This is a genomic window from Halomonas sp. H2 (assembly GCF_050215315.1).
Lineage (GTDB): Bacteria > Pseudomonadota > Gammaproteobacteria > Pseudomonadales > Halomonadaceae > Vreelandella.
Genome location: NZ_CP189760.1, coordinates 3,563,629 through 3,589,938, shown reverse-complemented (window position 1 = coordinate 3,589,938; position 26,310 = coordinate 3,563,629). Strand labels below are relative to the sequence as shown.

The window sequence follows — 26,310 nt, the reverse complement described above, 5'->3', positions numbered from 1 at the left end:
CTATTCAATGGGGAGTTAGCGGGCCAAACCGTATCTCTACGAGCTCACTGGAGCGGAGGGGTACCGAGAATGGCCCGGCCATTACCCAACCGATCCTCGATAGCCTGACCAATGGCCAGCAGCCGCGCGTCCTGCCAGGGACCAGCTAGTACCTGCAAACCCACTGGCATACCGGCAGCATCCTTCCCCACCGGCAATGTCAGCCCACAAAGCCCCATGAAGTTCCCCACTACTGTATTGCGCAGGGCCTGCATGTTTGCCCGGGGATAGGCTCCGTCCGGATCGAGACTCTCCAGGGTCGGTGGCGTCAGCGTAACGGTTGGGGTCAACAAGGCGTCGACGCGCGTCAAGCAATCCGCAGCGCTTGCAGACAGTGACCTAAGCACATCACAGCGCCGGACATACTCCCAGCCGGGGATGTCGTCTGCCGCCTTGACCCGCGCCGCCACGTTGGGGTCTAGGCTCTCGATAGCCTCCGGTAGCTGAGTCTTGAGGAAAGCAGCCAATTCGACCGCTGCTAGCCCGCCCTGCTGGAACAACGTGAACACCTCATCCGTGCGAGGCAAATCTAGGGTCACGATCCGGGCCCCCGCCGCTTCCAGCTGACGAATGGCAGCCTGAACAGACTCGGCGATCCCAGGGCTGCAGTCCTCCCAGAAATAGGCCTCTGGTACACCGAAGGTCAGATCAGCAAGTTCGGGGGACACGGGTACACTACTGGGCCGTGTCGTCAGGGAACCATCCAACGCATCGAAGGCAAAGGCCAAATCGTCAACACAGTTGGCTAGCAGACCCGGCGTATCTAATGTGGCGGACAGCGGTACGATCTGGGATGTCGACCAGCGACCGACCGTTGTCTTGAGTCCCGCCACACCAGTCATTGAGGCTGGGACACGAACTGAGCCTGCCGTGTCCGTACCCAACGCCAGACTGGCCGTCCCGCCAATCAGCGATACTCCTGCACCGGCACTGGACCCGCCTGGAGTTCGGTGGTGTACCTGATCCCAGGGATTGCGAGGTGCTCCCCAATGGGCATTCGTGCCAAGACCACCGAATGCAAACTCTACGGTGTGGGTCTTGCCCATCACGCTTGGTAGTTGGCTCAAGAGCGCTGAAATCACAGGGCCAGGCGATTCCCAGTGCCGTGGCAGTCGTCGGGCGGAACCGGCATAAGTCGGAAGCCCCGGTACCGCATAGATGTCCTTGATCGACACTAGGACGCCCATCAGGGGCCCGGTGTCGCCGCCACTAGCCAGTACGGCATCAGTGGCTCGGGCCGTCTCTCTAGCGGACTCACCGTTCCATGTCAGATAGGCATGATCCTGCTGGCCGCGGGCTCGATAGGCATCCAGCGAGGCCTCAACTAGGGCGGTGGCCGTGAGCTTGCCGCTACGAAGCCCAGCGTGCTGCTCGCGCAGTGGACGGTTCAGAGGTGAATCGGTCATGGTGTGCCTCCTTGGATTAGTCGCGAACCTCGAAGATCGATTCGACTTCGACGGCAGCATTTCCTGGTAACGTGGCGACACCGATCGCCGTGCGAGCGTGCTTTCCGTTATTTCCAAATAGGGCGATGAAGAGTTCCGAAGCCCCGTTGATCACTAGCGGGACATCATGGAAGTCGGGCGCAACATTGACGAATCCGTTCATGCGCACACAGCGCACGATCCGGCTCATGTCCCCATCAACTGCATCACTGAGCGAGGCCAGCAGATTGAGCGCGCAAGCCTGAGCGGCCATCTTTCCGCTCTCCAGATCGAACTCTGCTCCCACCTTTCCTGGATAGAGGACCTCGCCGTCTCGCTCGCATATCTGGCCTGCCAGAAACAGCTGATTGCCCATTCGAGACCAGGGCAGGAAGGTGCCGCGAGGACGCGGGATGGCTGGGAGGGTGAGACCTTGGGCGGCCACAGCCGCTTCTACGGTCTGGTTCATAAGAAGCATTCCTTATTAAAGTAGTTGTGCGACAGCATGAGCCAGGGCACGCACAGCAACCTCGGCATCCTGACGCTCAATATGCTCATCGGGGTGATGACTGATACCAGCTCGACAGGGTGTGAATAGCATGGCTGTCGGGCAGACTTGTGCCAAATGAATGGCATCATGGAAAGCGCCGGAGACAAATTCGGGAGCATCAGCACATACACTGCCGGCGCTTTCGCGAAGCAGGGCCAAAAGATGGTCGGGAAAGGCCACTGGAGCCACACGGGAGGTCACTTTGAGCTTGACCTCACAGCCACTCCAGTGCCGCTCGGCCAAGGCATGGAATTTATCATCGAGCGCATCCAGTACCTGTTGATCGGGATGACGCAAATCGATACTGAAACTGGCACGTTGGGCGATGGTGTTGACGGCATCAGGCCATACAGCAAACTTACCGATAGTGAAGCGCAGGTCATCATCCTGTTCCCGTGTCGCCGCCTTAAGTGCAGACACCAGCTCATGGGCACCATCGAAGGCATCACGGCGGGCATTTTGCGGCGTGGTACCGGCATGATTGGCCACACCCTCGACATCGATGCGATACCAGTTGACCCCCTGAATCCCGCTGACGACCCCCACCGGTTTACCCAGCTGTTCCAGCACCGGCCCTTGCTCGATGTGAAGTTCGATGAAAGCGTGGGGGACAAAGGGGGCCGGGCGATACACGAGTCCGTAGTCCTCCAGCAGGGTCAGGCACGCCTGAAGAGCCTCACCGAATCGGACGCCCTCATTATCCACAGCCGCAACGATATCCTCATATGCCCGCTGTCCGGCAAACCATGATGACCCCGAAGCGCCTGGGGCAAAGCGCGCCCCCTCCTCGTTCGTCCAGGACACGATCTCGATCGGACGCCGGTGCTCAATACCCTGATCCTGCAAGGTTCTGAGCACGGCCAAGCCCGCCAACACACCAAGCGCTCCGTCATGCGCGCCGGCCAGCGGCTGACTGTCCATGTGGCTTCCGATCAACAGCGGTGCCAGGGAGTCATCCTGACCTTCGCGACGTAGGAACAGATTGCCCAGGGTATCGAAGTTCACCTGGCAGCCCAGAGCCCAGCCCTGCTTGGCAAGCCACAGACGAGCATGATTGTCCTGGTCATCAAGCGCCAAGCGCCGAATACCTTTGGGCTCAAGCGCCCCGATGGTTGACAGTGCCATAATGTCATCCCAGAGGCGTTCGCCGTCCAGCGTGTCACGTAACTGCGCTATCTCGGTCATGTGGTCACCTTAGCGGTAGATCAACTCTGGCAGGTAGGTACTGAACCAAGGTACGTAAGTAATGATCACCAAGGACAACAGCATCAAGCCGATCAACGGCAGACACGCCTTGAATACCTCGGGTAATGTCATCCGCGAGATGGCCATCGCCACGAAGAGGTTGAGGCCAACCGGCGGCGTTATCATGCCAACCGAGAAATTGATCAGTGTGATCACGCCGAAGTGGGTGGAATCGACCCCCACCTGTGCGGCGATAGGCTGCAGTAATGGCGACAACACGATGATCGCCGAAGCACTATCGAGGAAGAAGCCAGCAATAATCATGACGACGTTGAACAGTGCCATGACCTGGATGGGATCGTCCGTCCATGAGAGCACCTCACCCGCTAGCTGTGTCGGTGCCCCGGTAATCGCCAGCAACCAAGAGAAGGCCGATGCCCCCGCGGTGATCAGCAATAAAGACGCCGACATCAGCCCCGCACTGTTCAGGGTCGACAGCAGGTTCTTCAGGTCAATCTTCCGATAGATCACCATTCCGACGAACAAACCGTACATGCAGGCTACGGCCGCAGACTCTGTAGGTGTGAAGACCCCACTGTAAATCCCGCCGAGCAGTATGAACGGTAATCCCAACCCCCAAGCCGCCGCCTTTAAAGCAGACCCGACCTCACGCAGTGACGGGAAGGTGCTGCGACCATAGCCCTTGAAAGAGGCGTAAACGATGCAATACGCAATGAGGAGGGAAGCAATCAGGATAGCGGGCAATAGTCCAGCAGCGAAGAGACGCCCCACCGACGTCCCGGTGACCGATCCATAGATGATCAAAGCAATGCTCGGCGGCACAATAGGCCCTAGCGTTCCCGCCGTGGCGATTACCCCAATGGCAAAGCGCTTGTCGTATCCCGCTGCCACTAATGCCGGGAACATGATACTGCCGATGGCCACCACCGTGGCCGGACTCGACCCCGAGATAGACCCGAAGAAGAGGCAGGACAGAACGGTCGCCGCCGCCAACCCTCCGGGCACCCAGCCGACCAGGGCCTTTGCGAGATCGATTAGTCGATCTGACAGGCCGCCAATACGCATTAGCTCGGCGGCCAAGATGAAGAAAGGGATCGCCATTAGCGAAAAATTATTCATCCCCGAGAACATGCGCATCGGCACGATCACGGGATCGGTATTGCCAAAGAATTGGATGGCGAGTATTACCGAAAAGGCTAGTGCCGCGAAGATGGGCAGCCCCAGCAGCAATACAGCAAAGAAAATGGGCAACAATGCCGTAATCATAAGCTTTCCTCAGGTAGTCGCGATGGGCAGTAAACCATCACACCAGCTTGTCTTTTTCGGCAGCGAGCTCTTCGGCCATCGTGACAGGTGGCTTGTGCCAGACCTCGTGGATGACCCAGCAATAGCGGATAATCAGCAGCACCCCTGACAAGCCGATAGGAAAGTACACCCAGGCCATAGGCATGCGCATCGCGGGGGACAACATCCCACGATCAAGTGTGCTGAAGAAAAGTCGGAACCCCAGGTAGGCCAGGGCAATGGCGAATGCGATGCCCAGAACGGCCGTGAGGATGTGAAGCCATCGATTCACGGCAGGTGGCGCAAAGGCATTCAGCACGTCTACCGAAATGTGGACGCCATGGCGAACCCCCATGCTGGCACCAACGAAGCTCATGCAGACGATGGAATAGATTACGACTTCTTCTGCCCAGGAGAGTGAACTGTTGAAGCCGTAGCGGTAGACGACTTGGAACGTGGTGATGATGGTCGCAATTGACATGAAAGCGACCATCGCCACCTTTTCCAAGCGATCAATGAGTTTATTGAACGCTTCGAACATAGATCAGTACTCGATGCCCACGACGTCGTAGACTTTATGCAGAAGATCTGTTGTCACGACCCCCTCGTACTCTTCATGCACCGGCATACTCGCCTCGATGAAGTCTTCCCGGGCTTCGTCAGTGATCTCGTTGATCGCAATCTCACTTTCAATTTCTTGAAGAATTCGCTCCTCATCTTGAAGTGTGAGCTCTCGCGACGCCTCACGACCATTATCGAAAGCCTCGATCATCACCTCCTTCAGGTCATCAGGGAGCGAGTTCCAAGAGTTGCTATTCATAACTGCCGCATAGCCGTGATAGGCGTGGTTAGTGAGAGACAAGTAATCCTGAACCTCGTAGAAGCGCATGGTGTAGATGTTAGCCAGCGGGTTTTCCTGCCCCTCGACGACGCCTTGCTGCAGCCCGTTGTACACCTCGGTGAAAGCCATGGCAGTCGCATTGGCGCCCAAGTTTTCATAGGTCGAAATGATGATCGGCGCCTGCATGGTCCGCATGCGAATCTCTCCCAGATCTTCCGGGGTTTCGATCGGGCGAACATTGTTGGAGATATGTCGGAAACCAGCCCCCCAGAAGTTCACGCCATACATGTTGTCGTCATCGAGGGTATCTAGGATCTCACGCCCCACGTCACCATCAAGCACTTCGACCATGGTGTCGTAGTCCGGCAACAGGAACGGTAGGTCCAGGATCTGCATCCGCGGCTCGAAATTACCCAGGGTAGCTGTCGGCGGGATGCCGATATCGACCAGCCCCATCTGGATCTGCTCGATGATTTCGACATCACCACCAACCTGCGCGGCGGGAAGAACCTCGATGCTGATACGGCCATCCGACTTTTCTTCGACCTCTTCCTTGAAGCGCAGCGCCGCCTGCCCGTTAGGGGTGTCCTCGATCAGTACATGGGCGAAGGTGAAGTTAAAGTCCGCCGCCTGCGCCTGGCTAATCCCGAATGACACCGCTGCGATCGCAGCCGCCAGTGATACCTTGGTCAACTTATTGTTCATTGTTTGCACCTATCTATCTATCGTTGTGGAGCCAAGCGCTGGCTTGGCATTCAAGGCACCCGTCGACTTGTCTCGACAGGGTTATGACATCGCTTGTTCGAATCGAGAGGCAATGCCCTCCGCGCTATCGGTCGAGAGTAAGACGGCCAAGGTCAACCGTGCCTTGCGGGCACTCAGATCACGCACGGAGACGGCACCATGGGCCTGGAGACTGGCCAGGCTACCCTGGAACTCGTAACTCGTGTTGACCGGCCCTTCTTGGCAGCCTGATACCACAGCAACCGGAATCCCCCCACGGGTCGCCTCGGTGATGGACTCGATCCACATCGGCGGCACATGACCCCTGCCAAGGCCTTCCACTACCAGCCCCTGTGCGCCGCTAGCCACAGCAGCCTCGATAAGCCGAGGACTGGCATCTAGATAGCTGGGAATGATGTCGATACGTGGCAGACTATCACCAAGGGGAAGTGGCACTGCGCGTCGTGGAACCTGAGCCAGGTGAACCCGCTGGCCATCGACGTACCCCAGCGCACCAGAGCCCGGCGCCCCGAAGCCGTTTACCCGGTAGGTATTTAGCTTACGGACGCTTCGTGCGGCGTACAGTGATTCGTTAAAAACGACCGCGACACCAATGCCTCTTACACAAGGCTCTGCCGCAACAGTGATGGCATTGGCGAGGTTTCGAAAAGCGTCGGTACCCTCCTCATGTGGGGCACGTTGCGAGCCGGTCATGACTAGGGCACACGACTGGAGTAACAAGGTGATATCGAGGAAGTGGGCCGTCTCTTCGAGTGTGTCAGTACCATGCGTGATAACGATACCGATCACGTCCGGGTCCTGTTCCAAGGCCTGGCAATGGCGGCTGAGCTGGATCAGGTCGTCCAAGCTGATGGCATTGCTGGGCTTTTGGAGTACCGAGCGAACCTCGACCTGAAAGTCTCGCCTTTCCGGCAAAGGCACACGATCCAGCAGCGACTCGCCTGACATGGCTCCAGATACATTGAGGCCATTTCTGCTGAGTGTACTTGCGATTGTGCCACCAGTGGTTAACACAATGACGCGCTGTTTCGTCATGGCATAGCCCCGATTCAGTCTTCGCGCCCGAAGGGCGTTAACGCAGGCCATCTGAAGCCCTTTGCTTTAGCCTGTGTACTGCTTGAAGATAGGACATCAGATGTCTGCTGTCTTAGGTCATGCTAGACTTAGATTACGTAGTGATGCAAGTGTCGGTTGCCAAACACCTCAATTTCGAAGGTGATGGCTTGCAACAAACGACCGGGCCCAGCACGCCAGCGACCCATGCTCTATTTGGCCAACGACAGCAAGAGACCCAGGCATGAAACCCCTTTCCAACCCGGCTGACACGGCAGAACGAGCGGAACACTTCGGTGGTTCTATCCAACGCAGCTCGATAGCATTTCAGATACTGGAACGCATCAAATCCGCCCTCATACGCGGCGACCTTAAGCCTGGAGACTATCTACCGTCCGAAACCGAATTAACACAGAGCCTGGGCATCGGTAAGTCGAGCGTGCGCGAGGCCATCAAAATGCTTCAGGCAATCGGCATCGTAGAGGTACGCCGTGGCCAGGGCACGATCATACGACGCGAACCCGGCGATCCCCTGGTCGACCCCATGGCCTTCGGCATGATTCTTGCTCGGGGCATGACCCGTGACGTGCTCGAATTCCGGAAGATGTTTGAACCCGCCTACACGCTACAAGCGATGGCTAACGCTACCGAAGAGGATCATCAGCGAATTCAAAAGGCAATTGACGATATGGAAGCAGCTATTGCCAACGCCGAACAGACATCCCATCACGATGTCAGCTTTCATCGCGCCATCCTGCATGCCACCCATAATCCAATGACGATTCGAGTCGGTCAGACGCTGTTGGATCTGATTGAGGCTGCCCTTGAGACATCGATGCAGAATCTACCGAAAACGGCTCTCAACGATCACAAGGCAATTTATGCCGCCTTTCAGGCAGGGGATGTTGACATGTTGAAACTTGCGATAGAACAAAGTTCTAAAAGCTGGGAAACCGATCTTACGTATCGGGAATGAATACTCGGAGGACTGATGCATAGTCCAAAGTAACCATGACCATGGCCTAGTTAGTGGTTGAATTGCATTGGAGAACCTACATGTCAAATTTGCCGCCATCTCGCTTGGCGCTCCAACTCGGATCATTCACGGCCAAGAACGGTCCTCCTGGCAGCACTAATATAACGCCTGGGTTAAGCCGCCCCGCGCAGTGGACCAAAGCCTATGGCAATCTGTACCTGACATGTGCTTTGCATAACGAACTGGGTTAGGTTTGAACGAATTATTGGCCGCCCCGGCCCTTAGAGATCACGAATAAGACTCCAGTTGTTCTCGTAGCGACATAGTGGCTCTCTGTTGAGCTTGGCAAACGACATGTCTCGGTTGTGCGGATCTTTCCTCGTGGCTCGAGGCTTGTTGCCGAGTTCGCGTGCCAGCGAGAACGGTACGAGCCACGCACGAGGTGCGCCACTGACTGGAAGAAAGATGAAAACGAGCCACTCACATTCTAAGCGCTCATCAAAGATGAACCAGCTGCCGGCCTTCCAGTTGGCTGTTTCCTTGCGGGTTTTAACGCTGACTCTGACAAGGCCTTGACCTGTTTCGACAGCGAGATCATATCCTGCCCAGCCATCGGGCATTTTTGAGGCAGGCTTTCCAGCGAAAGTGAGCTGGCTGAGCGCATAGTGCTCTCCGGCATCGCCAAGCATCTTGCTTGTCACATTGCCTAAAGCTGGCGGCATTGTTGCTCCGGGGCCTAACCGCATATTAGACATCCCACCTTATGATTGAACAAGCTTGCCGGTACGTTTATCAGACAAATGCAGCCTGCAAAACCCCCTCTAAGTATATGACAGGTATAATTATTAATTTTCACTAGGTTGTATATCCGAAATTCGAGCTCATACTGCATTGCCCGGCACGGCCGCTTTGGGTCGATAGCGCCTCTATGCACGAACCTACTATTTAGGCCAATAGCGGTCTTTTAGGAGCCATTGATATAGCGCTTTAACGCCGTTGTTCAGCGGCAGCCTTGGCAGAGCGAAGCGGCGACAAGGCTGCCCGGAACAAACTGCAACTACTGGTTAGAGATTAGTCCCGCCCGACCCTATTTTTCAAAGGGAAAAAGACTGCATTACGGAACCAACTATTGAGAAAGAACAGATAGGTTGCGCACGCAAACAGAACCACAATAATGGCCACTTTGTTCCCGATGAAAGCCTCAGCGTTGTTTACTAGAACTAAACAAGAAGCTATCGACGCACCGTAAACCGTATAGATGGCGTTCATTGATGTTTGGCCTCTCACCACTTCTGCTGACGCCGAAGTCCCTCCGGAATTACTGCGCCTCCAAGCTCCCACATCTTTTGCGACGGCCACTATCGTCAGGGTTACCAGCAAAACAACAAGGAAGGCGAGGACATATGGATCTGTTTCGATCATTTTATTCTCTAACGGTTGAGGTAAGCCTCCCTGAGCGAAGGCGAGGGGCCGGGTTGAGCGACTTATTCTGCGCCGTAACTGTGTAAGGTGGTCCTTATCGATTCGGGTTGAAGGCTTGGACGGCCCAGTCCATCCCCCAGTCGCCTCCTTGTCCAGGGTAGCCACTGGGCTTGTGGTCTCCATCCCAATGCCAATGCCGGAATTCGTGGCCGTGCAAGCCTACGGAAAGAAGCCGCCCACTAACGCTTCTCCGCATTGCATAGCAGGATTCGCCGTCTGGTGATACATGGGCCGTGATTCCATCATCCTCAGGGAGGTCCTTGAAATCATAAAGCGCCATAATTTGTTGAATCTTAGCAAGATCATATCCTGCGGTTCTCTTGCCATACCAGCCATGAAACCATAGCATTATCGTTTCCAATGCGTGCCATGTCTCTTTGAACTCACGTTGATCAAGCTGCGCACCTGATTCATCGGTGCCCTTGAGACCTGAATTATTTAAGAGCTTATGAGCCTCCGCTGCTTCCAGTGCATCGTTGTCGGCTTGATACTGGATGAACTCGCCAACGATTTGCGTTGTCTCCCCGATGCCAGCGGTGTTTGCGAGCCTGTTGTACCAGTAACCATGGCACTTGCGAATCGTACGTGGACGCAGGCCCACACGGAGAGCAAGAGGCAGGATTCTCCAAAATCGACCAGGCCAAGATTGGTTCTCAAGAGACATGAGCCGAAAAATTTGTTCTAGGTTGGTATAGAGACCCAAGGCGGCCACAAATGAGGCGGCACAAACGCCCAGCCACACGGGCATCAAAAAATCCAATATAGTTTGGTGCCAGTCGGCATCCGGCCACCTTGAGGCTAAGCACACGATGCCAACGCCGAAGAGAACCAAGCCCATGATCCCCAACAGCCAATTGGTGACATTCGCCACGACCTGGTGTTCAGGGCGAATCGAAGCTACGCTGGCGAAGAGAACCAAGAAGCCGAGAATTCCTTGCAATGCAAACTCGACTGCCAGGTTAAAGATCCGAAAGTTCACCATGAATTCGAGTAAGATCGTCACTGAAATGAGAGCACGGAGTTGGTGAAGCAGCCATCGCGGATCCTTGGCGGCTTTGGTCATGCCGAAGATCAGTGGCATGCCGACGAGTAAGGCCCACATAATCGTTGGACCCAGCATGGATGGATTCCACGCCCCGGCCGTATGAGCTAGATACGCACTTCCTCCAATCCACGCAAGGTACACTCCAATTACCACAAGAATCGGTGGCCTAGCGAAGCATCGCAGAATCGCGGGCACCGATCTGCGTGTCGGGCCATAGCCGAGGATAGCCAAGAGCAGAAGGCCTATCCAAATCAGTCCGGCAACTTCACGGGTACTCAACATCGCAACACTTTCCTGCTATCTACTGGCGGTTAATTTGCACAGAACGCCGCCATAAACGGCGCGAGCGTCCGGCGATCCGGCGACTGCAGGGAGCGAATTGATGGTTTTGTTATGCATGCTGGCTAATCGAGAACAAATATGTGATACCGTCCTCGACCCTAGTTTTGATTGACATAAGTTTGTTCAATCCGAACTTTCCTGACGACCCATGGGTTCCGTCATTAAACACACGAAAAAGCGCAAGAACGTTCTTTACATCCTCGTCAACGAAATCAACTGCTTCCGCAGTCAAAAGGCCACAGCGGCCTAACAGGTATCGAATTTTTTCATTCCTCGTGGGCTGCCCATTTGGAGTCGTGTCACAGCTGGGGTGCTGCGCTAATACCTTTTCATCAGGTGCACTCATATCCAGTATCTGAACGAACACCTCCCGAGCGCTTGTACAGAAGTGACGTGCTGCATCAGGGTTCTGTGGATTCAACGAGAAAAGTGCTCCTCTCCATCGGCTACTGAGGTCTGGCGACAATTGTTGAAGCATCCCATCAATTTCAGTGCTCAAAAGATCCGACGGGGCAATATTGGATTCATCTGTTTCAGACTCGAGGGCATTTGATAGAGCTAAGCTATTCGCGTTTTCTCGCTCAGATAGATCAAGGAACTCACTGCCATGATTTACGTTTTCTAGCGTACTTCCACCAGCATCTAGGCGTTCATAGTAGTTGTTTAAGGTTATTGCGGATGTTTGAACGACCTGATACCGGACCGTGCGGGATGACTGGAGACGCCTAAGCTCCGATGCTATTTTCTGGCGATTCGCCCGAACCCTAGCGTTGTGCCTTCTTACTTCATTATTGTAGTTGTTGACTGCCTGTTTCACTTTCTGGTTTTGCTGACGAACCTCGCGGTTGTACTTGTCGATGGCCTGTTTCTGCTTGTTTTGAGCCTGCCGGTTTGCACTACGAATCTGTGATGGCGTCATTTTTCGAGGCATCGTTCTCTCCGGTTTACTTTTATTGCATAACAGTTTTATTCATGCGCATGAGCGTTTTCCTTGGAAGCCCCACCTTACCAAAATGCATCTAATCTACTGATAAAAAAGGGTAAATACTATTTCCTGCTAATAAGGCTCGTTATAAAAATTCGCATGCGCGTTAACATTATCACCAGTCTCTTAAAATTGCGCATAAGCATAAAAACTCTGATCATAAGCAATTGTTTTACATGTACTTGCAAGATTATCCTCTGGCAATACAAGCCTTCACGCTACAGAACTGACCAGAAAAAAAACGCATTGTGAGCCAGAGGCTCCTATCCTGCGGATGGCCGCTTTGGGTCGTTATCTGCCTTAGCCATGCCACCAGAAAAAGCTATGGTAAGGTTATTCAATCGGCGCGCTCGGATCACCATGACTTAGCAAAAGGTCCGACCTGGTAAGCCTAAAAATTGTTGCATTCTGCATGGCCGAGGTAAATTTCGTTTTTACTTAGGTTGAACCAATTATCATTCACTTTAATCTGTATCGTTATCCACCTGAAGTTCAAATAAGTCTCCTACCTGGCAGTCAAAATACCGACATAACGCTTCCACAGCTTCGAGCTCTATCCGGCTTGCTGTTTCGTGATAGAGCCGTGTGATGGTGCCCCGATTAATACCGGTATCACGGGCCACATCAACGATTTTCAGTTTTCTCTCCCCCATGATTTTAGATAGATGGCATTTGATCATAATGTCTCTCTGTAAATTTATTTGATCTCCTGTAGATCTAAAAGGCTTGCAAAAGGCCTCTTTTGGTTTAATATGATCTCCAGAAGATCATTAAGTACCTTGGAAAGCCTTAATGAGCTTCTGAGACCTTATCACGAGGAGAGGGAAAATGTCTTATTGCTATCTAACAACATCTGAACTTGCTGACCGCATCAAGTACGACGCGCGCACTATTCGTGAACGCCTTAAGGACAACGTGTTGCTAGAGGGGATTCATTACATCCGACCATTTGGCGGGCGCAAAATCCTTTATTTGTGGGAGCCGATCGAGCGGGATATGCAACTGCACTCTAAAGAGGAGAGTGTTGGCGTACCCATGGCAGGAGGAGGTCTTTGCTATGGGTAAGATTCGAGTTAGAGAGAAAACTAATAAGCTTTTTTTTGATTTTCGGTATCTAGGTAAACGGTGCCGCGAACAAACGTCCCTAGATAACACGGCGGCTAACCGGAAAAAGCTAGAGCGGATTCTGGAGAAAATTGAAGCGGAGATTACGCTGGGCTCGTTTGATTATGGACGCTACTTCCCGGATAGCCCGCGAGCACAGACCTTAAGCAAACGGGCGCTGACTGCCGTAGGGGGTTATCAAGCAACGCCATTACTGCATCAGTTTGCTGAAACGTGGTTTGCGGAGAAAGAGATTGAGTGGCGCGAATCACAGATCGTCACCGTTCAAGGATGTCTGGATCGACATATTTTGCCAGCGTTAGGGCATAAGGAAGTCGGCAGCATCACCCGTGCAGAGATTCTTGAGTTCCGGGCCTCACTCGCCAAAGTAAACACCCGGAGCGGCAAGAAACTCTCTGCTAGCCGTATCAACCACATCATGACGCCATTGCGCATGATGTTGAATGAAGCCGCCGACCGCTATGAGTTTAGCTCACCGTACCGCGGGATTAAATCGCTCAATGTGCCACGTACCGATGTGGAACCGTTTTCCCTATATGAGGTGCAGCGGATCATCAGTAACGTCCGCGACGACTTTCGTCAGTACTACACCGTGCGCTTCTTCACGGGCATGCGAACGGGCGAGATTGACGGCTTAACCTGGGAGCATGTGGATTTCTCCCGACGTCAGATTCTAGTGCATCAAGCGATGGTGAACGGCAAGGTTGTGCCCACTAAGAACGATGGGTCCTTTCGTGCGATTGATATGTCGCAGCCGGTCTTTGATGCCTTGAAAGCTCAGTTTGAAGTCACTGGGAAGACAGGTCTGGTCTTCACGACGCGTAAAGGCACCGCGCTATCGCATCATAACGTCACTAAGCGCGTCTGGTATCCGTTGCTAGAAGAGCTTGGGATGAATAAGCGACGGCCTTATCAGACACGCCATACCGCGGCGACATTATGGTTGGCGGCAGGCGAGAGCCCCGAGTGGATTGCACGCCAGATGGGCCATACCACAACGGAAATGCTTTTCCGTGTTTACTCACGCTTTGTGCCCAACCTAACGCGCCAAGACGGCTCTGCGTTTGAGCGCATGCTTAACCAGAAACGCGCCTAGGAGAAGACGATGAAACAGCTCAATACTCTAAAATTGAACCGCGACGCTATCGAACACTCCATGCGCGTTACGGCAGCTATCCAATCTCAGCGACGCCTTGAACGCCGTTTGGCGGAGTCCTTGGCCTCCGCTACCAGCTTAGCTTCTGGCTGCGCGCTCGTGATGTGGCTTGGTGATGGGCACGAGAATAGCAACCTTGATGCGCTAACGACTTGGGTAGGGCGCACCCTTCAACAACTTGGCCTTGACGCTAATCGTCAAGCGATCCCGCGTCTTCTCGCGGAGTTAGAGCGCACGCTTTGGGCCTGGGAGGATCAAGCATGGCAGTAATACAGCCAGTGTCATCGAATAAAGCTGGGCGTGTGTTTGAAGGCGCGCTATATGTGGCCGGTGTTGAAGGCCCCGAGTGGTTAATGCAGCATCGGGTATGGTTGCTCTACTTGATTGGCCCCAATGGTAACTATCGCTTCTATCTCACCGACCGCCACTTAACGGGGCAGGGCGTGCCTAAAATGGGCCAACATGTTCAGGTGACGACCAAGTGGGCGCAATTTGTTAGCCAGAAGCTTTGTTTTATTAACTCGTACGAGGTGCTGAACAGCTAGGCTAATATCGTTGCTTAATAGCCTACTTATCCCCATCCCTTCTAATCTAAGCGGTGGGGATAAGTTTTTAAGCGTCATCGCTAGGCAGGGCACCTTGATTCCCGACGTTTTCCTTACCGCCGTTGGTTAATGATGATGATACTGACAGCTGCTCGTCGTCTCCCAGACCCAATACCAGCATCGTCATAAAGGTGGCGAAGCGTACGGCTTCCCATAAGGGTTGATGACGGTCTTTGTAATGCCCCCGTGTGATTTTGAGATTGGCATTTCCATGCCAGTGACGTGTCTGGCCAGAAGGCGAGGGCGTAGGAATCAACTCAATGCGATTGTGGGGAACGTCGGTCGCATTGGACCAGTAGCGTTTGATACTCTTTTCTTTGGCCGCCACCTCGGCTTCGACAACCAGGTAAACATGCTTAAAACAACGCAGCGGTCGCAATAGTTCGCGGACACTATTAATGGCATCAGCATTGGGAAGCTCGATCTGCCCGGTGCTACGCTGCATATGATTGCGTAACGTCATTAGGCTTTCTTCCGCGATATCGGGTTGTGACTGATGCCAGTCGAGCAGGCGGTGAAAAAACTGTCCGGTCTCTCTCAATACCGGCGGCTTAATAGGTGGTGCCATGCAGCGTTGAAGTTCTGGCATATAGATACGTTGCGATGCCACGCGCCGAGAACGGTCATTGCGGTTGTCTTCGCGACTAAACTGTTGATTGGTTCTTCGCGTTTTACGTTGCATTAATGCTTCGCCATGCTCCAACCAAAGAGAAAGCTGCCCTGGGTCGAGTACGAATCGGCTGGCTGTCCGGTGGATAGCGTCGCCAAGCGGTATCCCGTGCATCTCTTGTTGTTCGACAAGCCGCAGGCTTTGATAAATCGTCGTGGCTTCGGGCCAGTCGAATGAGGCTTCCAAGGGGTTATCGAGCGGATTCTCGGTGGGCGGTTGATAGGGTTGCCATTCTTGCTCCAGAGGGTCATCTGCCAGATATGGCTGCCACTCATCCTGCATATATTGCAATAGCACGCCGGCTTGCGTCTGTCCTTTGAGCCCGCGACGGTTACGCCAACTGCTCAACGCTGTTTTAGTCGGAAAATTAAGTAGTGCGAATTGTTGATCGATATTAAGGGTGGGGTTAAAACGTTCACGCAAGGCTTGCCCAAGGATCCAGTCGAGAGAGTGGGTGTACGAGCTAAGCGTCTCATCGGGGCTTGCATGGCCCGCCCAAAGTGCGAGTTGCCAAAGCCGTTTCCGCGAGGGCCTGTCTTGAGGCGCAAGACCGGCTAAGGCCGAAATATCGGCATCGGTGTTCGGCATCGCTATATTGCGATGATCATCCAATACCCATACGCGTGGTAGGAGTTCTCCATTAACTTGCTCCAATAGACGCAATAAAGTGAACGTCACGAAACTATGCCGCAGGTGATGGTAGCGCAGAGTATTGTCGCCACTGACCGTTTTTAAGGCAGTTTGTATCGGTTTAAAAAGTGCCTTATCTTCCAGCAGCAGTCGACCATTGCCGCTGCGACAGAATAGCAGTTGTTTAGTTACCTGTTGGGTGGTGATTTCGCCCTGGCGACGTTTTACCCAGTCAATGAGCTCTTTTCGCTCTTCTGGCATCAGTAACCACAGCGGCAACCGTCGTGTTGCCGAATAGCTTTTGCCTTTTCGGTATTCATTGGATCGAATGATGATCTCGCCATCGAAAGCGTCGTTATCAAATAGGTAGGCGACATCTTTTATCTGCAGCCCTGCGCACTCGCTGCGGCGGATCCCGAGACGGTAACCCAGTATCAACGCAAGTTCTTGCATCGTGCGAAAGCGTTCGGGCTGCCGTGAGGTCTCAATCAACGCCAAAGCGCGGCGAAATTCGGCGGGTGTAATAATATTCACATCGACGCGCTGTTTTTCTGTATTGGCACTGACAAAGTCGATGTGGGGGAATGCGTACGAATCAACGAGGAAATGATGAAATTCATAAAGACGATTTCGCATTTTCGCTCTGGAAGAGGAGGTTTTAGCACTGTTTAACACGTCTTCATACAGCGCTTCCCACTGATCGGCACTGGCAGCTTGAACATCACCAAAGGTTTGACTGTGCGCTACCAGCGGGCGTGCAATGGTCGATAAATATGTTTCTGCAGTGCTTGCGACAAGTTTGGACTTAACCCGGCCACCTTTTAGCATCAGCTTTTTACACCAGTTGGCGAGCATCGTCACCATGACACCGTTACTGTTTGAAACAGCAAGGAAGGTGTTGATGTTGTCGATTGCGTCACGCCTGCCCGTTTGTCCTACCAGCGAAGCTGAAAAGCATTGCTGCAACTGACGAAGCTGCTTTAGCTGGTCGGCAGGGGAAGTGCTTGCCTGGTGAGTTATTTGGAAGTCTAGGTAGACGTCTTCGTCGTGGGTGTCGACTGAGGGGGCTATTAACACATTGCGGCTAAGCAGTCGCTGCCATGAGGACGGGCGTAACGAGAGCGAGGAGTCCGCTTTGCTTGCGTAGTGTGTCAGTAACGGTGGCATATCGAGAGCCGACGCTGTTTTTGCCATCGTCAGCAGAGCTGAGATACTTTCTGGCGGTATATCGACAGCAATGTGTTTGATATAAAACATCAGACACTGCTCGACAGGCACCCTACTTTTGGACGCGGTTCGTGGCCATGCGTTGCCTATATTCTGGTAGGTGTTTAGGAGTAGCAACTGGCTCATCGGACTCAAACATAATCGTCGGTAATGAGATCGCAGCTCTTTTTCGATCGGTGTCTCAGAAAGTATTTTCGAAAGCGGATGATCATCAGATGCTTCGTCTTCTTCCTTTTCTTCCTCGCCTGCATTAGTCGACTGAATGCAGTCCGCTAACGTGAGAAACCCTGTGCCGGGAGCACAGGAGATGCCTTGCTCCAACACTTGAGGCATCTGTTCCAGGTAGCGCTTATTCAGCAGAGCACCTTCTCGGATCAACTGAAACAGCCATCGTCCCACCAACCATTTACTCAGCGCATTGCCGCTAAGATTTTCCACACTAGACATTGCGTCATGTGCTTCGACGAGGGCATCCCAACGATGCAGGTCTGAGAACGAAGAAGTGGTAACCGTTGGAGGCTTGCGAGCGACAGTGACCAATGGGCTCGGAATTGTCACACGCCATTTCAGTTTTTCATGGCCATTTTCCAAGCCTCTCACTAAAAAATTGTGCGTTTTGCGCAGTGCCTTGGGCGGCGTGTTCTGGTGCAGGGCTTCAAACACCGCCGTGGTATCTGTGTCTGAAAAAGAAAGGTTCGGTTTGCCTTCAATGACACCCGGCACCTTTTTTTCCAATGATTCGAGAATGCCCATCAGAAATTGATAGCGTTCACGCTCGCGTTGATAGCGGCGTTTTTCTTGGCCGTCACTAGACATTTTTTGAGGCCGTCGCAGTCGCCACCCTGACCAGAGCGGCTGGTCACTCATAGCGGCGCTCCTTTCAGTGCTTTCCAACCCTGTTGCACCATCAGAGGCTGTATAACTGAAGCGATAAGGTGCTGATATTCACGCGGGCAAAACGTCGAGTAACTGGCCCAAGGCTCTTGGCCAGAGTCCCAGTGGCCCATAAATGCATCGACAACTTCCGACGATAAGTGACTTTCTTTTAATTGCGTATGCAGATAGTGGCGGTTGATATTTAAAGGCGGGGCGTCGATCCACTGCAACTGGTCATGTAGCCGAGTCGGTGTGACCTCTTTTGGATTGCCGTAGTGATCCAAGAACATAAACGGCGTATCCCACTGGTGTTGAAGATAAAACGCTAAGCGGCCAAGTAGACCTTGGCGATGGCGTTGATAGTGCTGTAGTTGCTCAACCATAAGGCTCGTCAGAGGCAAAAAACGCGCATGGCTTTGTTGATCATCGGTTTTGTCCGCAATGACGATCATGCGCCGCGATAGCGAAATATTGTTCCAGCTCGGCAGTGGGTCACGAACGCTTCGATACCCGGTCGAGAACATCAGCATGGCCACGGTATATGCCACATAAGCGTTGTGCATACTGAACAGTGCGATCGACCTTGCCCCCATTTTAGCTTCCTTAATCTGCTGTTGCATATTAGCGACAAGAGCGTTTACGTATGCTGTTCTGGGTACGAGGTTAGACCCCACATAGTTGGCTGCATCAACGTGAGAGCTAGCACATGCGATAGCATGGCAAGTCTCAGCTTCTAATGACGGAAGAGTAGAACATTGTCGTGCGATGGCCTCCATGGCTTGGATATATTGCTGTTCTAGGCGTTTCATGTGCGGTGCATAATAATATAGCGATGCTTGCTGACCGAATGAGGGCACTCGCGCGGTTATCATACTTGCCCCGGTTAAATCTGCATCACCGTGGTTGAGCGTATTAAAAAGGTGGGCACCCAAGCGATGGGCGGTTAACCGCGAACCAGTTTTACGGTTAGTGTCAGAGAGCAGTGCTTTAAACTCATTTTTCAGTTCTTCCCGATAATCTTTTGGAAACAGCGGCACAGAGCGTTTATTAACTCTGGTTGCGACGTGGAGTGCTTTTAGCTTTATGAGCCGCCAAAACATTGGCGGGACAGGCAGTGTCAGGCGATCTTGTGTGATACGCATGTGAGCGGGCCACGCTCCTGTCAACTGGCGACTATTTTCTGGTCGGTAAATCCCTGATACCCAATACGCTACCTCACTGGGTAGAACATAAATTGCCTGGTCTGTAATGACCTTTGGGATCCACTCAACGTGTTTGATTACCTGTGTGTCCAGCACACTGTCTAGGCTACGACCTGTCATTAATAGCAGCCCGACCACACACTTAAGCCATTGACGTAGAGGGGGGGGCTTTTGCTCCAATTCCTTCATTAACTGATGAAGGTCAAATGCACTTAACTGCTCCCAGCGCCCTGGTAGCAGTTGAGCGGCTTTATCTTGAAATATTTGCTGGCTGCGTGCGCGAAATACGGCCTGTAAAGAGCTATCACCCTCCGCCGCTTTGATAGGGGCGTCATTCTGGGTCAGCTCAGCGGCCGGACTTTCTTCCACGATAGATAACCCGGAGGTACGCAGTGTGTCTTTCGTTTTTTCGTCTATATCGGGTGGTAGAGTGATAGCTGAAATGGCTGTCTCGTTCCAGCTTTCATCAGGATCATCATCGAAGCGACGCTTGCGTTGTGTCGATTCATCAGAGCCTGTTTCCTGATAGCCTTGGCGTGGTTGACGGCGATTAAGCGCATAGGCAAGGAAACGTCCTAACTCCTTGATATAGCTTTCTTGCTGTTTTTTTTCTCCGTCTGCTTGGTACCTATCACACCATTTAAGCAGTTGCTCTGTCGGCCGGTCGAAAGGGGTCAGTAATTCCAGCCACTCAGCATCAATACGCCTTGCGACTTTGCAAGCAGCCTCTAGGTTTTTGAGGTAAGTCGTCTGCGTGAGGCGTTTTTTACGCTGCTCAGTAAAACCTTGGTTGGCTTCAAGGTCTTGTATGTCGTTGCGCCAGTGAAGTGCCGCATTGATGATGTGCGCCAGTAAATGCAGACGATCATTAAGCCCTGCTATATCGCTTTGCGTTTTAGCCAGTTTATATAAAGCGCCATGGATGGGGTGAGTGCCGTGGATGCCTTTCTCTTTCTGGTTCGGCAATGACTTCAGTACTAACTGTTCACTCGTTATGGCTTCTGCTAGTCCAGAAAGTGCCGGTGATTCCCATGCGTCGTCTTCAATGCTGGCCAATTTTTCAATGGTGTGTACCAGTACAGGCTGAATCGTCTCGATAGCAAAGTAGCCATCGCGGGGTTGAAGGACATCCTCAAGAAGAGCGGTGAGTTGTGCATTACCTTCCATAAATTTAAAGTCCTTAAACGACTCGTCGATTGATGTTAAGGGCCTCACAGAAAGAAGTCTTACTGTTAAAATTTTCAGACAGGCTTATTAACGCTTGGGGGTCAGAAGAGGCTAAGCATTCCCATAACGACATGATGTAGGGAGAGAGATCTTTTGGAGAAAGCGCATGGCACGTTTCTGCTGAAAGTGCTAAAGAAAGTGCTAAGGCCTCTGTATTCTTACTGAGCGGTGCTTCAACTAAAGTGACTCGAATTTTTTCACTTCCAGAGAGGCAGCGTTGGGCAAGATATAAAGGGAACAGGTTGGCAATGCATACGAGAGGAGTGCCGTCCTTACCCCTTTTATTCTCATAAACGACCGGAGGGTGCTGAAGTATATAGATTTTTATGGCCTCTTGAGACATGCATTGCACATCCCGTAAAAGCGATGAACGAGCTAGAAATACGCGAAGCACAGGGGCAGATAAATGATGGCTGATTTTAATACGAGATAGTGAAACCCTTCTTGATCCTCGATCATTTAGCATTAAAACACCTGTTTGACATTTTGGGTAAGCCTTGCCTGCAAGATAGCCGACTGACTATGAAGTGTATTTAATCCACCCTTTTATCACGTTTTCTTATAACCGTAACCCCTGGACTATAAAATCATGGAAAGCTTTAAAGTGAGAAGGGCCGCTTTAGTGATCATGTTAAATATGTAGAAATTTGAATAATATTTATTAGCGTTATTTAAATAAAAATGTAGCCAATTTTGAATTATTTTTATGTAAACCGCTTCTGCCCGACAAGATCGGTAGAATGGCTAGCCCGGATTTCTCACAGGGTATAAAAGAAAGCGGCTGAAAGTGTTAACGTTTCAGGGCCATACACCAAAAACCAACACCAACAGCCGCTTCCAAAATGGTACCTGACAAGCTGACCTTCTCGCCACTCTCTCGCCGCCAAATTGAAGCCGACTTCTCCGGGGGCCACATTACGTCGGACGCCGGATTACTCCTGCTTCGTGAAGTCGATAAACAGCATCGCCTAACACGCCGCTTGGCCGCCGTGCTTCATGATCCCCGCTCACCGGAACAGGTTCGTCATAAGCTCGACACGTTGGTTCGTCAGCGGGTGTTCGGTGTCGCCGCTGGCTATGAAGATTTCAACGACCATGAGGCCCTGCGCTATGATCAGGCCCTTCAGACAGCGCTCGGTGAAGAGGATACGCTGGCAGGCAAGTCGACGCTGTGCCGGGTGGAGCAGAACGCCGATCGGCAAGCAATAGTGAAGGCCCATGAGTTGCTGTGGCATCACTTCATTGAACAGCATGACGAACCACCCAAGGAGATCGTGCTGGACTTTGATGGCACCGACATCCCCGTGCATGGCGAGCAACCCGGCAAGTTCTTTAACCGTTATTACGATCACCACTGCTACTTCCCACTGTATGTCTTCTGTGGGCGCCACTTACTGGTGAGCTATCTGCGCACCAGTGACCGCAGCGACAGCCGCCATAGCTGGGCGATCCTCGCCTTACTGGTACGCTTTATCCGTCAATACTGGCCCGATACGCGCATCGTGTTACGAGGTGATAGTCACTTTTGTCGTCCCCGGATGGGAGGGAAAGTAGCAGAGACGTTCCGCTTCCAATATCAAGCCCACTCCTGGAAATACCCACGCTGGGTGGTGGCCCGTCTGGAAGAAGGCGAACTGGGCTCTAATCCCCGGTTTATCATTAGTTCCCGTTATGACGACGGCTTCAAGCTCTACTACGAGCAGTACTGCGCTCGGGGCGACATGGAAAACCGAATCAAGGATCAACAACTGAGCCTGTTTGCTGACCGGACCTCCAGCACGCACTGGTGGGCCAATCAGTGGCGGCTGATCTTGTCGGGCTTCGCTTATACGCTGTTCGAGCGGTTACGGACTTACCTGAAGCACACGCCCTTCGCGCGCATGAGTCCAAGCAACCTGAGGCTCAAGCTCATCAAAGTAGGCGCGGTCATCCTCCGCAATACGCGCCGAATCCGGGTGTTGATGAGTGACAGCTACCCCTATAAAGCGCAACTATCCGATCTCGTCAGGCGGTTGGTGCCGAACTGAATGCTCGGGCTCCCCCGGCCCGACGCAATGGGGGAAAGGGGGAAGTGTGTCTTAACGACGGAAAGTGGTTAAAAAGTAGGCAATTTAAGATGTACCAATAGGTTTTTAATAGCATGGCGGCCTGGGTGCGGTACTTGCTGAGGTACTATGAGAAATCCGGGCTAGGGGGCTAGTGCTTCAAGTTATCAGCATTTCCAATGGCGGAATCCAACATGCTTCGAGCGATGAGCTCACGAGCATAGCTGGATGACTGAAGCCCTGAGACACCGCCTATTTAGCTACATTGATAATGCATGCAGTTACAGGTCAAGAGTGGCAGCAGGAAAAAAGGGAAGGTATCGGGGGAACAAGCTGACAGCCTGGGTAATCACCCATAAGAGCCACAACGTCGAATGCAGCTTATCAGTAAAACTCTTGTGCGGGAGTAGAAGCGTTTGTACACATTGCCGGTAATGGGAGCGGGTGCATTAGTGCTTTTAAATCAGTTGTCACAGCACTCAATGCGGAAAGGTGGTTGTCTTCTGAAGCTTAAAAAAACAGCATATGGCTGCAACAATGAGCGATAGCCTGGTTAGGCATATCCGCCTTGACGAATGTGAGCGATATAAGCCGTGACCTCGTCAGCTTTTCCCCGAGCAATCAGTTGCTCGGCTGTTAGTCCCCCGAGGGCAGCAATGGGGTATGTTTGATACCACGCCCAGGCGGCTGCCCGGGAGCCTGCCCAGGGCTCGATCTGGATCAATATATCTTGAACCAACGTTTGTCGATCTTGCCTTTTATTTTGTCGATCGCGGTATCTGGCCCAAACAAGGCCGCCCCCAAACATAAGAAGAGCGGCAAAAAGAATGCCGAGAGGGAGTAGAATAGCCAAACCATCAGGCGATAGCATGTATATGCTCCTCTTCGATATTTAGGAAGAGCCTTATGCTTAAGATAAAGCTCGAAACAATGATGGTTTTCATAAGACCGCTAAGACACAGATAATGTTCTTCAAGCTAGCACTCGCTGTGTTTTTACGCCATTGCCGAAAGTTGTGAGTGTGTCATATTTACTCATCGATTGGGCTCAGGTGGGGCTGACCCAGTATAGAGGCGCTATAGAGTCGACTTACCCCCTACGACGCCCCCCCCTTGATTGAATGCGCGACCCTGGTTTTCAGAGGGGGCTACCCGGTCAGTGAAAGAATGCAGATCGTCAATATCGAGCAGCGTCTGTTGAATAGCCAAAAAACCGGTATCCAAGTTGAATGATTGTCAGTAGACCGTTACGTACGGCGTTGTTACGAAAATATCCGCCACTTTAGTGGAGATATAATCACCTGCACACCCATATCCACCAGTACATAAACAGCCCCCTCTCTGGATGATCCACAGCCGAAGTTGTGACCAGTGATGAGGATAGGGCAAGGCGTCATCCCCGGTAGGGCCGGGAGCCTACTTCCTACGTCCATCTAAGCCCTGTTCCGCCAGTTCACGACGCAACTGCTGTAACTGGTTGGAATAGAGCTTTTCACTACGCAGAAACTCGACAATTTCGCCATGCTTACGGGCATCGGCTTGCTGGAGAATGGATAACTTGTACTCGGTCGTAAACGTTCGTCGCACACGCTTTGATCCAGAGCTGGTTTAGGCTCAACCTTGGAATAGGTAGTGGTAGCTGGTTTTGGCATTTCCGTACTCCTGAGTACCCTGATTTGTATGTTATCTCAAAATCAGTTGGTTCAGGCTTAGATTGACACACAGAGTCTCTTAGGCGGGTACTTTGCTCCACATAATTTGTTGGATTCGCAAACTTCTAAAAAAGACTGTTTATTTACTAAATAGGATTAGGTAGCATATTGGCGATTCATAAAAAAAGTATTAGGCTTTCGAGAGTTGTCCTGACAAATCTCAGCGTTCCGAAAAAGTACGCATAAAGTATAAAAAATGAGAGCCTGTGAAGGGAAAAAAATATAAAAATCTGTTGAGCTATTTGAAAAGAGTGTCTTGAAAGGCACCGCTTAGCTAATCGATTTCTGAAAGGTACACATCCTTTTTTAAGCATCAGTGCCAAAAAGTGCTGAATGATAAAAATCTAGGGAACAGGCATGCAGGGCGCATTGCTACGCAGCGGTAAAAGTGAGCAGTTTTCAGCATTGGGGGAGACCGGGCAGCCAGTTTTTCGTTCGGCTCTTCAGCTTCGTGAATCCATTCGTCGTGAAGCGCACAAGCGCCAGACGCAAGAACCCGACTTTCCGCGTATGGAGCGGCATCTAGCGATTCCCCAGAGCGATCAGCAGGGCGAGCTACTGGACTGGTATAGCGGAATGGAAGGCGATGTCATTCCCTGGAGTGCCGCTAGTGAAGAAGAGCGAGCGCCCGCTCGGCAGGAGTTGCGTCACTTTGAAACCTTTCTTAATAGCTTCAGCGATTCTTCGTTGGCCAAAGCAGAGGGCGCTCATAATGACAGGGGCGTACTGGCCAAATTACTTAAGCAAGTCATTCGAATTCCCGATCAGGATTATGTTTATCTCGTCAATGGTACGCCTGTGCTTACCTTTTGGGGGTTTGAGCATCCCGATGCCAAGCGTACTACCGACCCCTTACATTTTCTTTATCCGCAAGATACAGCCTCGGAACCAGCGCCAGCGCTAGCTCCGAAGCCATCAATGCCACTGGCAGAAGTCCCCGCCGTTGAATCCGTCATCGAACCGGAACCTGTATTGGAAGAACGCCGCCCCTGGTGGCGACGCTGGTGGCCACTGGCTCTCCTGTTGTTATTGTTGCTGTTCTTGTTGACCTTTCTCGGTCTGCGCAGCTGCGCGCCACAAGTCAACCTGCCTGAGGTTGGGTCTGGCAATTTTCAAGCTCCTGATTTCCAGGTACCTGAGGTAAGCCTGAACAATCTGCGCATGCCTACGTTACCGACTCTGAATTTCCCTGCTACCTCCTTACCGGATCTTTCCAATCCTCATTGGTGGGGCGGCGCCGGTAATGTCGGCGCTGCAAGCAGTGGGATGGCATTTGATGGAGAGGCCTCCGACCTTGGCACGCCAGAATCGGGCTTGCCTGAAGTCGGTGATCCGGCAAGTGAATTGCCGGCGGAGATAGCTCCTCCCGAACTGCCAGCCGAAGGAAACCTGACTGAGGCGCCGGTGGCACCACCGGAGCTGGGGCAAGAGACGTTGTCAGCGAATGCCGAGACATCGCCTTCAACAACGTTCGAACCGCTTAATATCCCTCACCAAACTGAGGATGGTCCAGCCGTTTTCATGAACGGTAACTGGCGTGCGGCAGGCGTTATGGATAGTAAGACGGGGCGCCCGTTGCAAGTTTCATACGCATTTGAACAGGGCAAGGGGCAAGTACAACTGCGCCATGCTGGCGATCAGGGTGGCGTTACCTGCACCGGCCCGATAGAGGCGGCCATGCAAGAGGGAGCGCTTTCGATACAAAGCCAAGGGCAGACCAGTTGTGAAGATGGCAGCCATTACGATATGCCCGAAGTGCTGTGTGAGCAGGGCGCTACCGATATGGCCGACTGCGCTGTCAGCTACGCCAACGAGACCTTTCCTATGCAAATGTGGAAAGACAACGAATAACTGCGGAATAGTTG

General features: G+C 52.5%; 26 protein-coding genes. 8 read left to right on the top strand and 18 right to left on the bottom strand.

Features of this window, described 5'->3' with window-relative positions; translation table 11 throughout:
• Window positions 1–44: 44 nt before the first annotated feature.
• The 7 genes from ACQE2I_RS16605 to ACQE2I_RS16575 all read right to left on the bottom strand — a co-directional run bounded on the left by ACQE2I_RS16605 (window position 45) and on the right by ACQE2I_RS16575 (window position 7,123).
• Window positions 45–1,445, bottom strand: a complete 1,401-nt coding sequence (locus ACQE2I_RS16605) for an amidase (RefSeq protein WP_427029146.1) — start codon at window positions 1,443–1,445, stop codon at window positions 45–47.
• Window positions 1,446–1,461: 16 nt separating this feature from the next.
• A complete protein-coding gene (locus tag ACQE2I_RS16600) occupies window positions 1,462–1,932 on the bottom strand; it encodes a RidA family protein (RefSeq protein WP_427029145.1) in 471 nt (156 codons plus the stop codon).
• 15 nt (window positions 1,933–1,947) lie between these two features.
• Entirely contained in the window at window positions 1,948–3,198 is a 1,251-nt protein-coding gene (locus tag ACQE2I_RS16595) for a M20 family metallo-hydrolase (protein WP_427029144.1), read from the bottom strand.
• 9 nt (window positions 3,199–3,207) lie between these two features.
• Complete coding sequence (locus ACQE2I_RS16590) at window positions 3,208–4,485, bottom strand: TRAP transporter large permease (RefSeq protein WP_427029143.1); 1,278 nt, start codon at window positions 4,483–4,485, stop codon at window positions 3,208–3,210.
• Window positions 4,486–4,522: 37 nt separating this feature from the next.
• The gene (locus tag ACQE2I_RS16585) at window positions 4,523–5,044 is read right to left on the bottom strand and encodes a TRAP transporter small permease (protein WP_427029142.1); all 522 of its coding nucleotides are present in this window, start codon (window positions 5,042–5,044) and stop codon (window positions 4,523–4,525) included.
• A 3-nt stretch (window positions 5,045–5,047) separates the two neighbouring features.
• Window positions 5,048–6,049 (bottom strand): TRAP transporter substrate-binding protein, encoded by a 1,002-nt coding sequence (locus tag ACQE2I_RS16580; protein WP_427029141.1) that lies wholly within the window; start codon window positions 6,047–6,049, stop codon window positions 5,048–5,050.
• Window positions 6,050–6,130: 81 nt separating this feature from the next.
• On the bottom strand, window positions 6,131–7,123 hold the full coding sequence (locus tag ACQE2I_RS16575) for an asparaginase (RefSeq protein ID WP_427029140.1): 993 nt from the start codon (window positions 7,121–7,123) through the stop codon (window positions 6,131–6,133).
• Between the two features lie 119 nt (window positions 7,124–7,242).
• On the opposite strand from ACQE2I_RS16575, the gene ACQE2I_RS16570 reads away from it, so the two are divergent.
• Both ACQE2I_RS16570 and ACQE2I_RS16565 read left to right on the top strand, forming a co-directional pair.
• Window positions 7,243–7,389: a hypothetical protein gene (locus tag ACQE2I_RS16570; protein ID WP_427029139.1), complete on the top strand. Its 147-nt coding sequence runs from the start codon at window positions 7,243–7,245 to the stop codon at window positions 7,387–7,389.
• The gene (locus ACQE2I_RS16565; RefSeq protein ID WP_427029138.1) at window positions 7,386–8,117 is read left to right on the top strand and encodes a FadR/GntR family transcriptional regulator; all 732 of its coding nucleotides are present in this window, start codon (window positions 7,386–7,388) and stop codon (window positions 8,115–8,117) included. The genes ACQE2I_RS16570 and ACQE2I_RS16565 overlap by 4 nt, the downstream gene beginning before the upstream one ends.
• A gap of 281 nt (window positions 8,118–8,398) precedes the next feature.
• Here ACQE2I_RS16565 and ACQE2I_RS16560 read toward each other — a convergent pair whose 3' ends face one another.
• From ACQE2I_RS16560 to ACQE2I_RS16540, 5 genes are all read right to left on the bottom strand, one after another.
• The gene (locus tag ACQE2I_RS16560) at window positions 8,399–8,839 is read right to left on the bottom strand and encodes a hypothetical protein (RefSeq protein ID WP_427029137.1); all 441 of its coding nucleotides are present in this window, start codon (window positions 8,837–8,839) and stop codon (window positions 8,399–8,401) included.
• A gap of 349 nt (window positions 8,840–9,188) precedes the next feature.
• On the bottom strand, window positions 9,189–9,539 hold the full coding sequence (locus tag ACQE2I_RS16555) for a hypothetical protein (protein WP_427029136.1): 351 nt from the start codon (window positions 9,537–9,539) through the stop codon (window positions 9,189–9,191).
• A gap of 94 nt (window positions 9,540–9,633) precedes the next feature.
• The gene (locus ACQE2I_RS16550) at window positions 9,634–10,719 is read right to left on the bottom strand and encodes a hypothetical protein (protein WP_427029135.1); all 1,086 of its coding nucleotides are present in this window, start codon (window positions 10,717–10,719) and stop codon (window positions 9,634–9,636) included.
• A gap of 316 nt (window positions 10,720–11,035) precedes the next feature.
• On the bottom strand, window positions 11,036–11,917 hold the full coding sequence (locus tag ACQE2I_RS16545; protein WP_427029134.1) for a hypothetical protein: 882 nt from the start codon (window positions 11,915–11,917) through the stop codon (window positions 11,036–11,038).
• A gap of 518 nt (window positions 11,918–12,435) precedes the next feature.
• Complete coding sequence (locus ACQE2I_RS16540; protein ID WP_180093538.1) at window positions 12,436–12,651, bottom strand: helix-turn-helix domain-containing protein; 216 nt, start codon at window positions 12,649–12,651, stop codon at window positions 12,436–12,438.
• A 148-nt stretch (window positions 12,652–12,799) separates the two neighbouring features.
• Between ACQE2I_RS16540 and ACQE2I_RS16535 the strand changes: the two genes are divergently transcribed.
• The 4 genes from ACQE2I_RS16535 to ACQE2I_RS16520 are packed head-to-tail and all read left to right on the top strand — an operon-like array spanning window position 12,800 to window position 14,797.
• The gene (locus tag ACQE2I_RS16535) at window positions 12,800–13,036 is read left to right on the top strand and encodes a hypothetical protein (protein ID WP_071694560.1); all 237 of its coding nucleotides are present in this window, start codon (window positions 12,800–12,802) and stop codon (window positions 13,034–13,036) included.
• Window positions 13,029–14,192, top strand: coding sequence for an Arm DNA-binding domain-containing protein (locus ACQE2I_RS16530; RefSeq protein ID WP_427029133.1), 1,164 nt, complete (start codon window positions 13,029–13,031; stop codon window positions 14,190–14,192). The genes ACQE2I_RS16535 and ACQE2I_RS16530 overlap by 8 nt, the downstream gene beginning before the upstream one ends.
• Window positions 14,193–14,201: 9 nt before the next feature.
• The gene (locus ACQE2I_RS16525; RefSeq protein ID WP_427029132.1) at window positions 14,202–14,522 is read left to right on the top strand and encodes a hypothetical protein; all 321 of its coding nucleotides are present in this window, start codon (window positions 14,202–14,204) and stop codon (window positions 14,520–14,522) included.
• Window positions 14,513–14,797, top strand: coding sequence for a hypothetical protein (locus tag ACQE2I_RS16520; protein ID WP_427029131.1), 285 nt, complete (start codon window positions 14,513–14,515; stop codon window positions 14,795–14,797). Before ACQE2I_RS16525 ends, ACQE2I_RS16520 begins: the two co-directional genes overlap by 10 nt.
• A 67-nt stretch (window positions 14,798–14,864) precedes the next feature.
• Here the strand turns inward: ACQE2I_RS16520 and ACQE2I_RS16515 are convergent, their stop codons facing one another.
• From ACQE2I_RS16515 to ACQE2I_RS16505, 3 genes are read right to left on the bottom strand one after another with little or no spacing between them, the layout of a single operon-like run.
• A complete protein-coding gene (locus ACQE2I_RS16515) occupies window positions 14,865–18,251 on the bottom strand; it encodes a tyrosine-type recombinase/integrase (RefSeq protein WP_427029130.1) in 3,387 nt (1,128 codons plus the stop codon).
• A complete protein-coding gene (locus ACQE2I_RS16510) occupies window positions 18,248–20,629 on the bottom strand; it encodes a hypothetical protein (RefSeq protein WP_427029129.1) in 2,382 nt (793 codons plus the stop codon). The genes ACQE2I_RS16515 and ACQE2I_RS16510 overlap by 4 nt, the downstream gene beginning before the upstream one ends.
• Window positions 20,630–20,642: 13 nt before the next feature.
• A complete protein-coding gene (locus ACQE2I_RS16505; protein ID WP_427029128.1) occupies window positions 20,643–21,032 on the bottom strand; it encodes a hypothetical protein in 390 nt (129 codons plus the stop codon).
• Between the two features lie 499 nt (window positions 21,033–21,531).
• Between ACQE2I_RS16505 and ACQE2I_RS16500 the strand changes: the two genes are divergently transcribed.
• A complete protein-coding gene (locus ACQE2I_RS16500) occupies window positions 21,532–22,716 on the top strand; it encodes an IS1380 family transposase (protein WP_427029127.1) in 1,185 nt (394 codons plus the stop codon).
• A gap of 571 nt (window positions 22,717–23,287) precedes the next feature.
• On the opposite strand, the gene ACQE2I_RS16495 is transcribed toward ACQE2I_RS16500, so the two are convergent.
• The 3 genes from ACQE2I_RS16495 to ACQE2I_RS16485 all read right to left on the bottom strand — a co-directional run bounded on the left by ACQE2I_RS16495 (window position 23,288) and on the right by ACQE2I_RS16485 (window position 24,320).
• The gene (locus ACQE2I_RS16495; protein ID WP_172116989.1) at window positions 23,288–23,605 is read right to left on the bottom strand and encodes a hypothetical protein; all 318 of its coding nucleotides are present in this window, start codon (window positions 23,603–23,605) and stop codon (window positions 23,288–23,290) included.
• 390 nt (window positions 23,606–23,995) lie between these two features.
• Entirely contained in the window at window positions 23,996–24,130 is a 135-nt protein-coding gene (locus ACQE2I_RS16490; protein ID WP_427029125.1) for a hypothetical protein, read from the bottom strand.
• Window positions 24,131–24,149: 19 nt separating this feature from the next.
• Window positions 24,150–24,320 (bottom strand): hypothetical protein, encoded by a 171-nt coding sequence (locus ACQE2I_RS16485; RefSeq protein ID WP_427029124.1) that lies wholly within the window; start codon window positions 24,318–24,320, stop codon window positions 24,150–24,152.
• A 482-nt stretch (window positions 24,321–24,802) separates the two neighbouring features.
• On the opposite strand from ACQE2I_RS16485, the gene ACQE2I_RS16480 reads away from it, so the two are divergent.
• The gene (locus ACQE2I_RS16480) at window positions 24,803–26,296 is read left to right on the top strand and encodes an SrfA family protein (RefSeq protein ID WP_427029123.1); all 1,494 of its coding nucleotides are present in this window, start codon (window positions 24,803–24,805) and stop codon (window positions 26,294–26,296) included.
• The last annotated feature ends 14 nt before the right edge of the window (window positions 26,297–26,310 follow it).

Coding starts and splice junctions, on each gene's coding strand:
- ACQE2I_RS16605 (WP_427029146.1), bottom strand. CDS start 1,445: ATGACCGATTCACCTCTGAACCGTCCACTGCGCGAGCAGCACGCTGGG.
- ACQE2I_RS16600 (WP_427029145.1), bottom strand. CDS start 1,932: ATGAACCAGACCGTAGAAGCGGCTGTGGCCGCCCAAGGTCTCACCCTC.
- ACQE2I_RS16595 (WP_427029144.1), bottom strand. CDS start 3,198: ATGACCGAGATAGCGCAGTTACGTGACACGCTGGACGGCGAACGCCTC.
- ACQE2I_RS16590 (WP_427029143.1), bottom strand. CDS start 4,485: ATGATTACGGCATTGTTGCCCATTTTCTTTGCTGTATTGCTGCTGGGG.
- ACQE2I_RS16585 (WP_427029142.1), bottom strand. CDS start 5,044: ATGTTCGAAGCGTTCAATAAACTCATTGATCGCTTGGAAAAGGTGGCG.
- ACQE2I_RS16580 (WP_427029141.1), bottom strand. CDS start 6,049: ATGAACAATAAGTTGACCAAGGTATCACTGGCGGCTGCGATCGCAGCG.
- ACQE2I_RS16575 (WP_427029140.1), bottom strand. CDS start 7,123: ATGACGAAACAGCGCGTCATTGTGTTAACCACTGGTGGCACAATCGCA.
- ACQE2I_RS16570 (WP_427029139.1), top strand. CDS start 7,243: ATGCTAGACTTAGATTACGTAGTGATGCAAGTGTCGGTTGCCAAACAC.
- ACQE2I_RS16565 (WP_427029138.1), top strand. CDS start 7,386: ATGAAACCCCTTTCCAACCCGGCTGACACGGCAGAACGAGCGGAACAC.
- ACQE2I_RS16560 (WP_427029137.1), bottom strand. CDS start 8,839: ATGCCGCCAGCTTTAGGCAATGTGACAAGCAAGATGCTTGGCGATGCC.
- ACQE2I_RS16555 (WP_427029136.1), bottom strand. CDS start 9,539: ATGATCGAAACAGATCCATATGTCCTCGCCTTCCTTGTTGTTTTGCTG.
- ACQE2I_RS16550 (WP_427029135.1), bottom strand. CDS start 10,719: ATGCTGGGTCCAACGATTATGTGGGCCTTACTCGTCGGCATGCCACTG.
- ACQE2I_RS16545 (WP_427029134.1), bottom strand. CDS start 11,917: ATGCCTCGAAAAATGACGCCATCACAGATTCGTAGTGCAAACCGGCAG.
- ACQE2I_RS16540 (WP_180093538.1), bottom strand. CDS start 12,651: ATGATCAAATGCCATCTATCTAAAATCATGGGGGAGAGAAAACTGAAA.
- ACQE2I_RS16535 (WP_071694560.1), top strand. CDS start 12,800: ATGTCTTATTGCTATCTAACAACATCTGAACTTGCTGACCGCATCAAG.
- ACQE2I_RS16530 (WP_427029133.1), top strand. CDS start 13,029: ATGGGTAAGATTCGAGTTAGAGAGAAAACTAATAAGCTTTTTTTTGAT.
- ACQE2I_RS16525 (WP_427029132.1), top strand. CDS start 14,202: ATGAAACAGCTCAATACTCTAAAATTGAACCGCGACGCTATCGAACAC.
- ACQE2I_RS16520 (WP_427029131.1), top strand. CDS start 14,513: ATGGCAGTAATACAGCCAGTGTCATCGAATAAAGCTGGGCGTGTGTTT.
- ACQE2I_RS16515 (WP_427029130.1), bottom strand. CDS start 18,251: ATGAGTGACCAGCCGCTCTGGTCAGGGTGGCGACTGCGACGGCCTCAA.
- ACQE2I_RS16510 (WP_427029129.1), bottom strand. CDS start 20,629: ATGGAAGGTAATGCACAACTCACCGCTCTTCTTGAGGATGTCCTTCAA.
- ACQE2I_RS16505 (WP_427029128.1), bottom strand. CDS start 21,032: ATGTCTCAAGAGGCCATAAAAATCTATATACTTCAGCACCCTCCGGTC.
- ACQE2I_RS16500 (WP_427029127.1), top strand. CDS start 21,532: ATGGTACCTGACAAGCTGACCTTCTCGCCACTCTCTCGCCGCCAAATT.
- ACQE2I_RS16495 (WP_172116989.1), bottom strand. CDS start 23,605: ATGCTATCGCCTGATGGTTTGGCTATTCTACTCCCTCTCGGCATTCTT.
- ACQE2I_RS16490 (WP_427029125.1), bottom strand. CDS start 24,130: ATGACGCCTTGCCCTATCCTCATCACTGGTCACAACTTCGGCTGTGGA.
- ACQE2I_RS16480 (WP_427029123.1), top strand. CDS start 24,803: ATGCAGGGCGCATTGCTACGCAGCGGTAAAAGTGAGCAGTTTTCAGCA.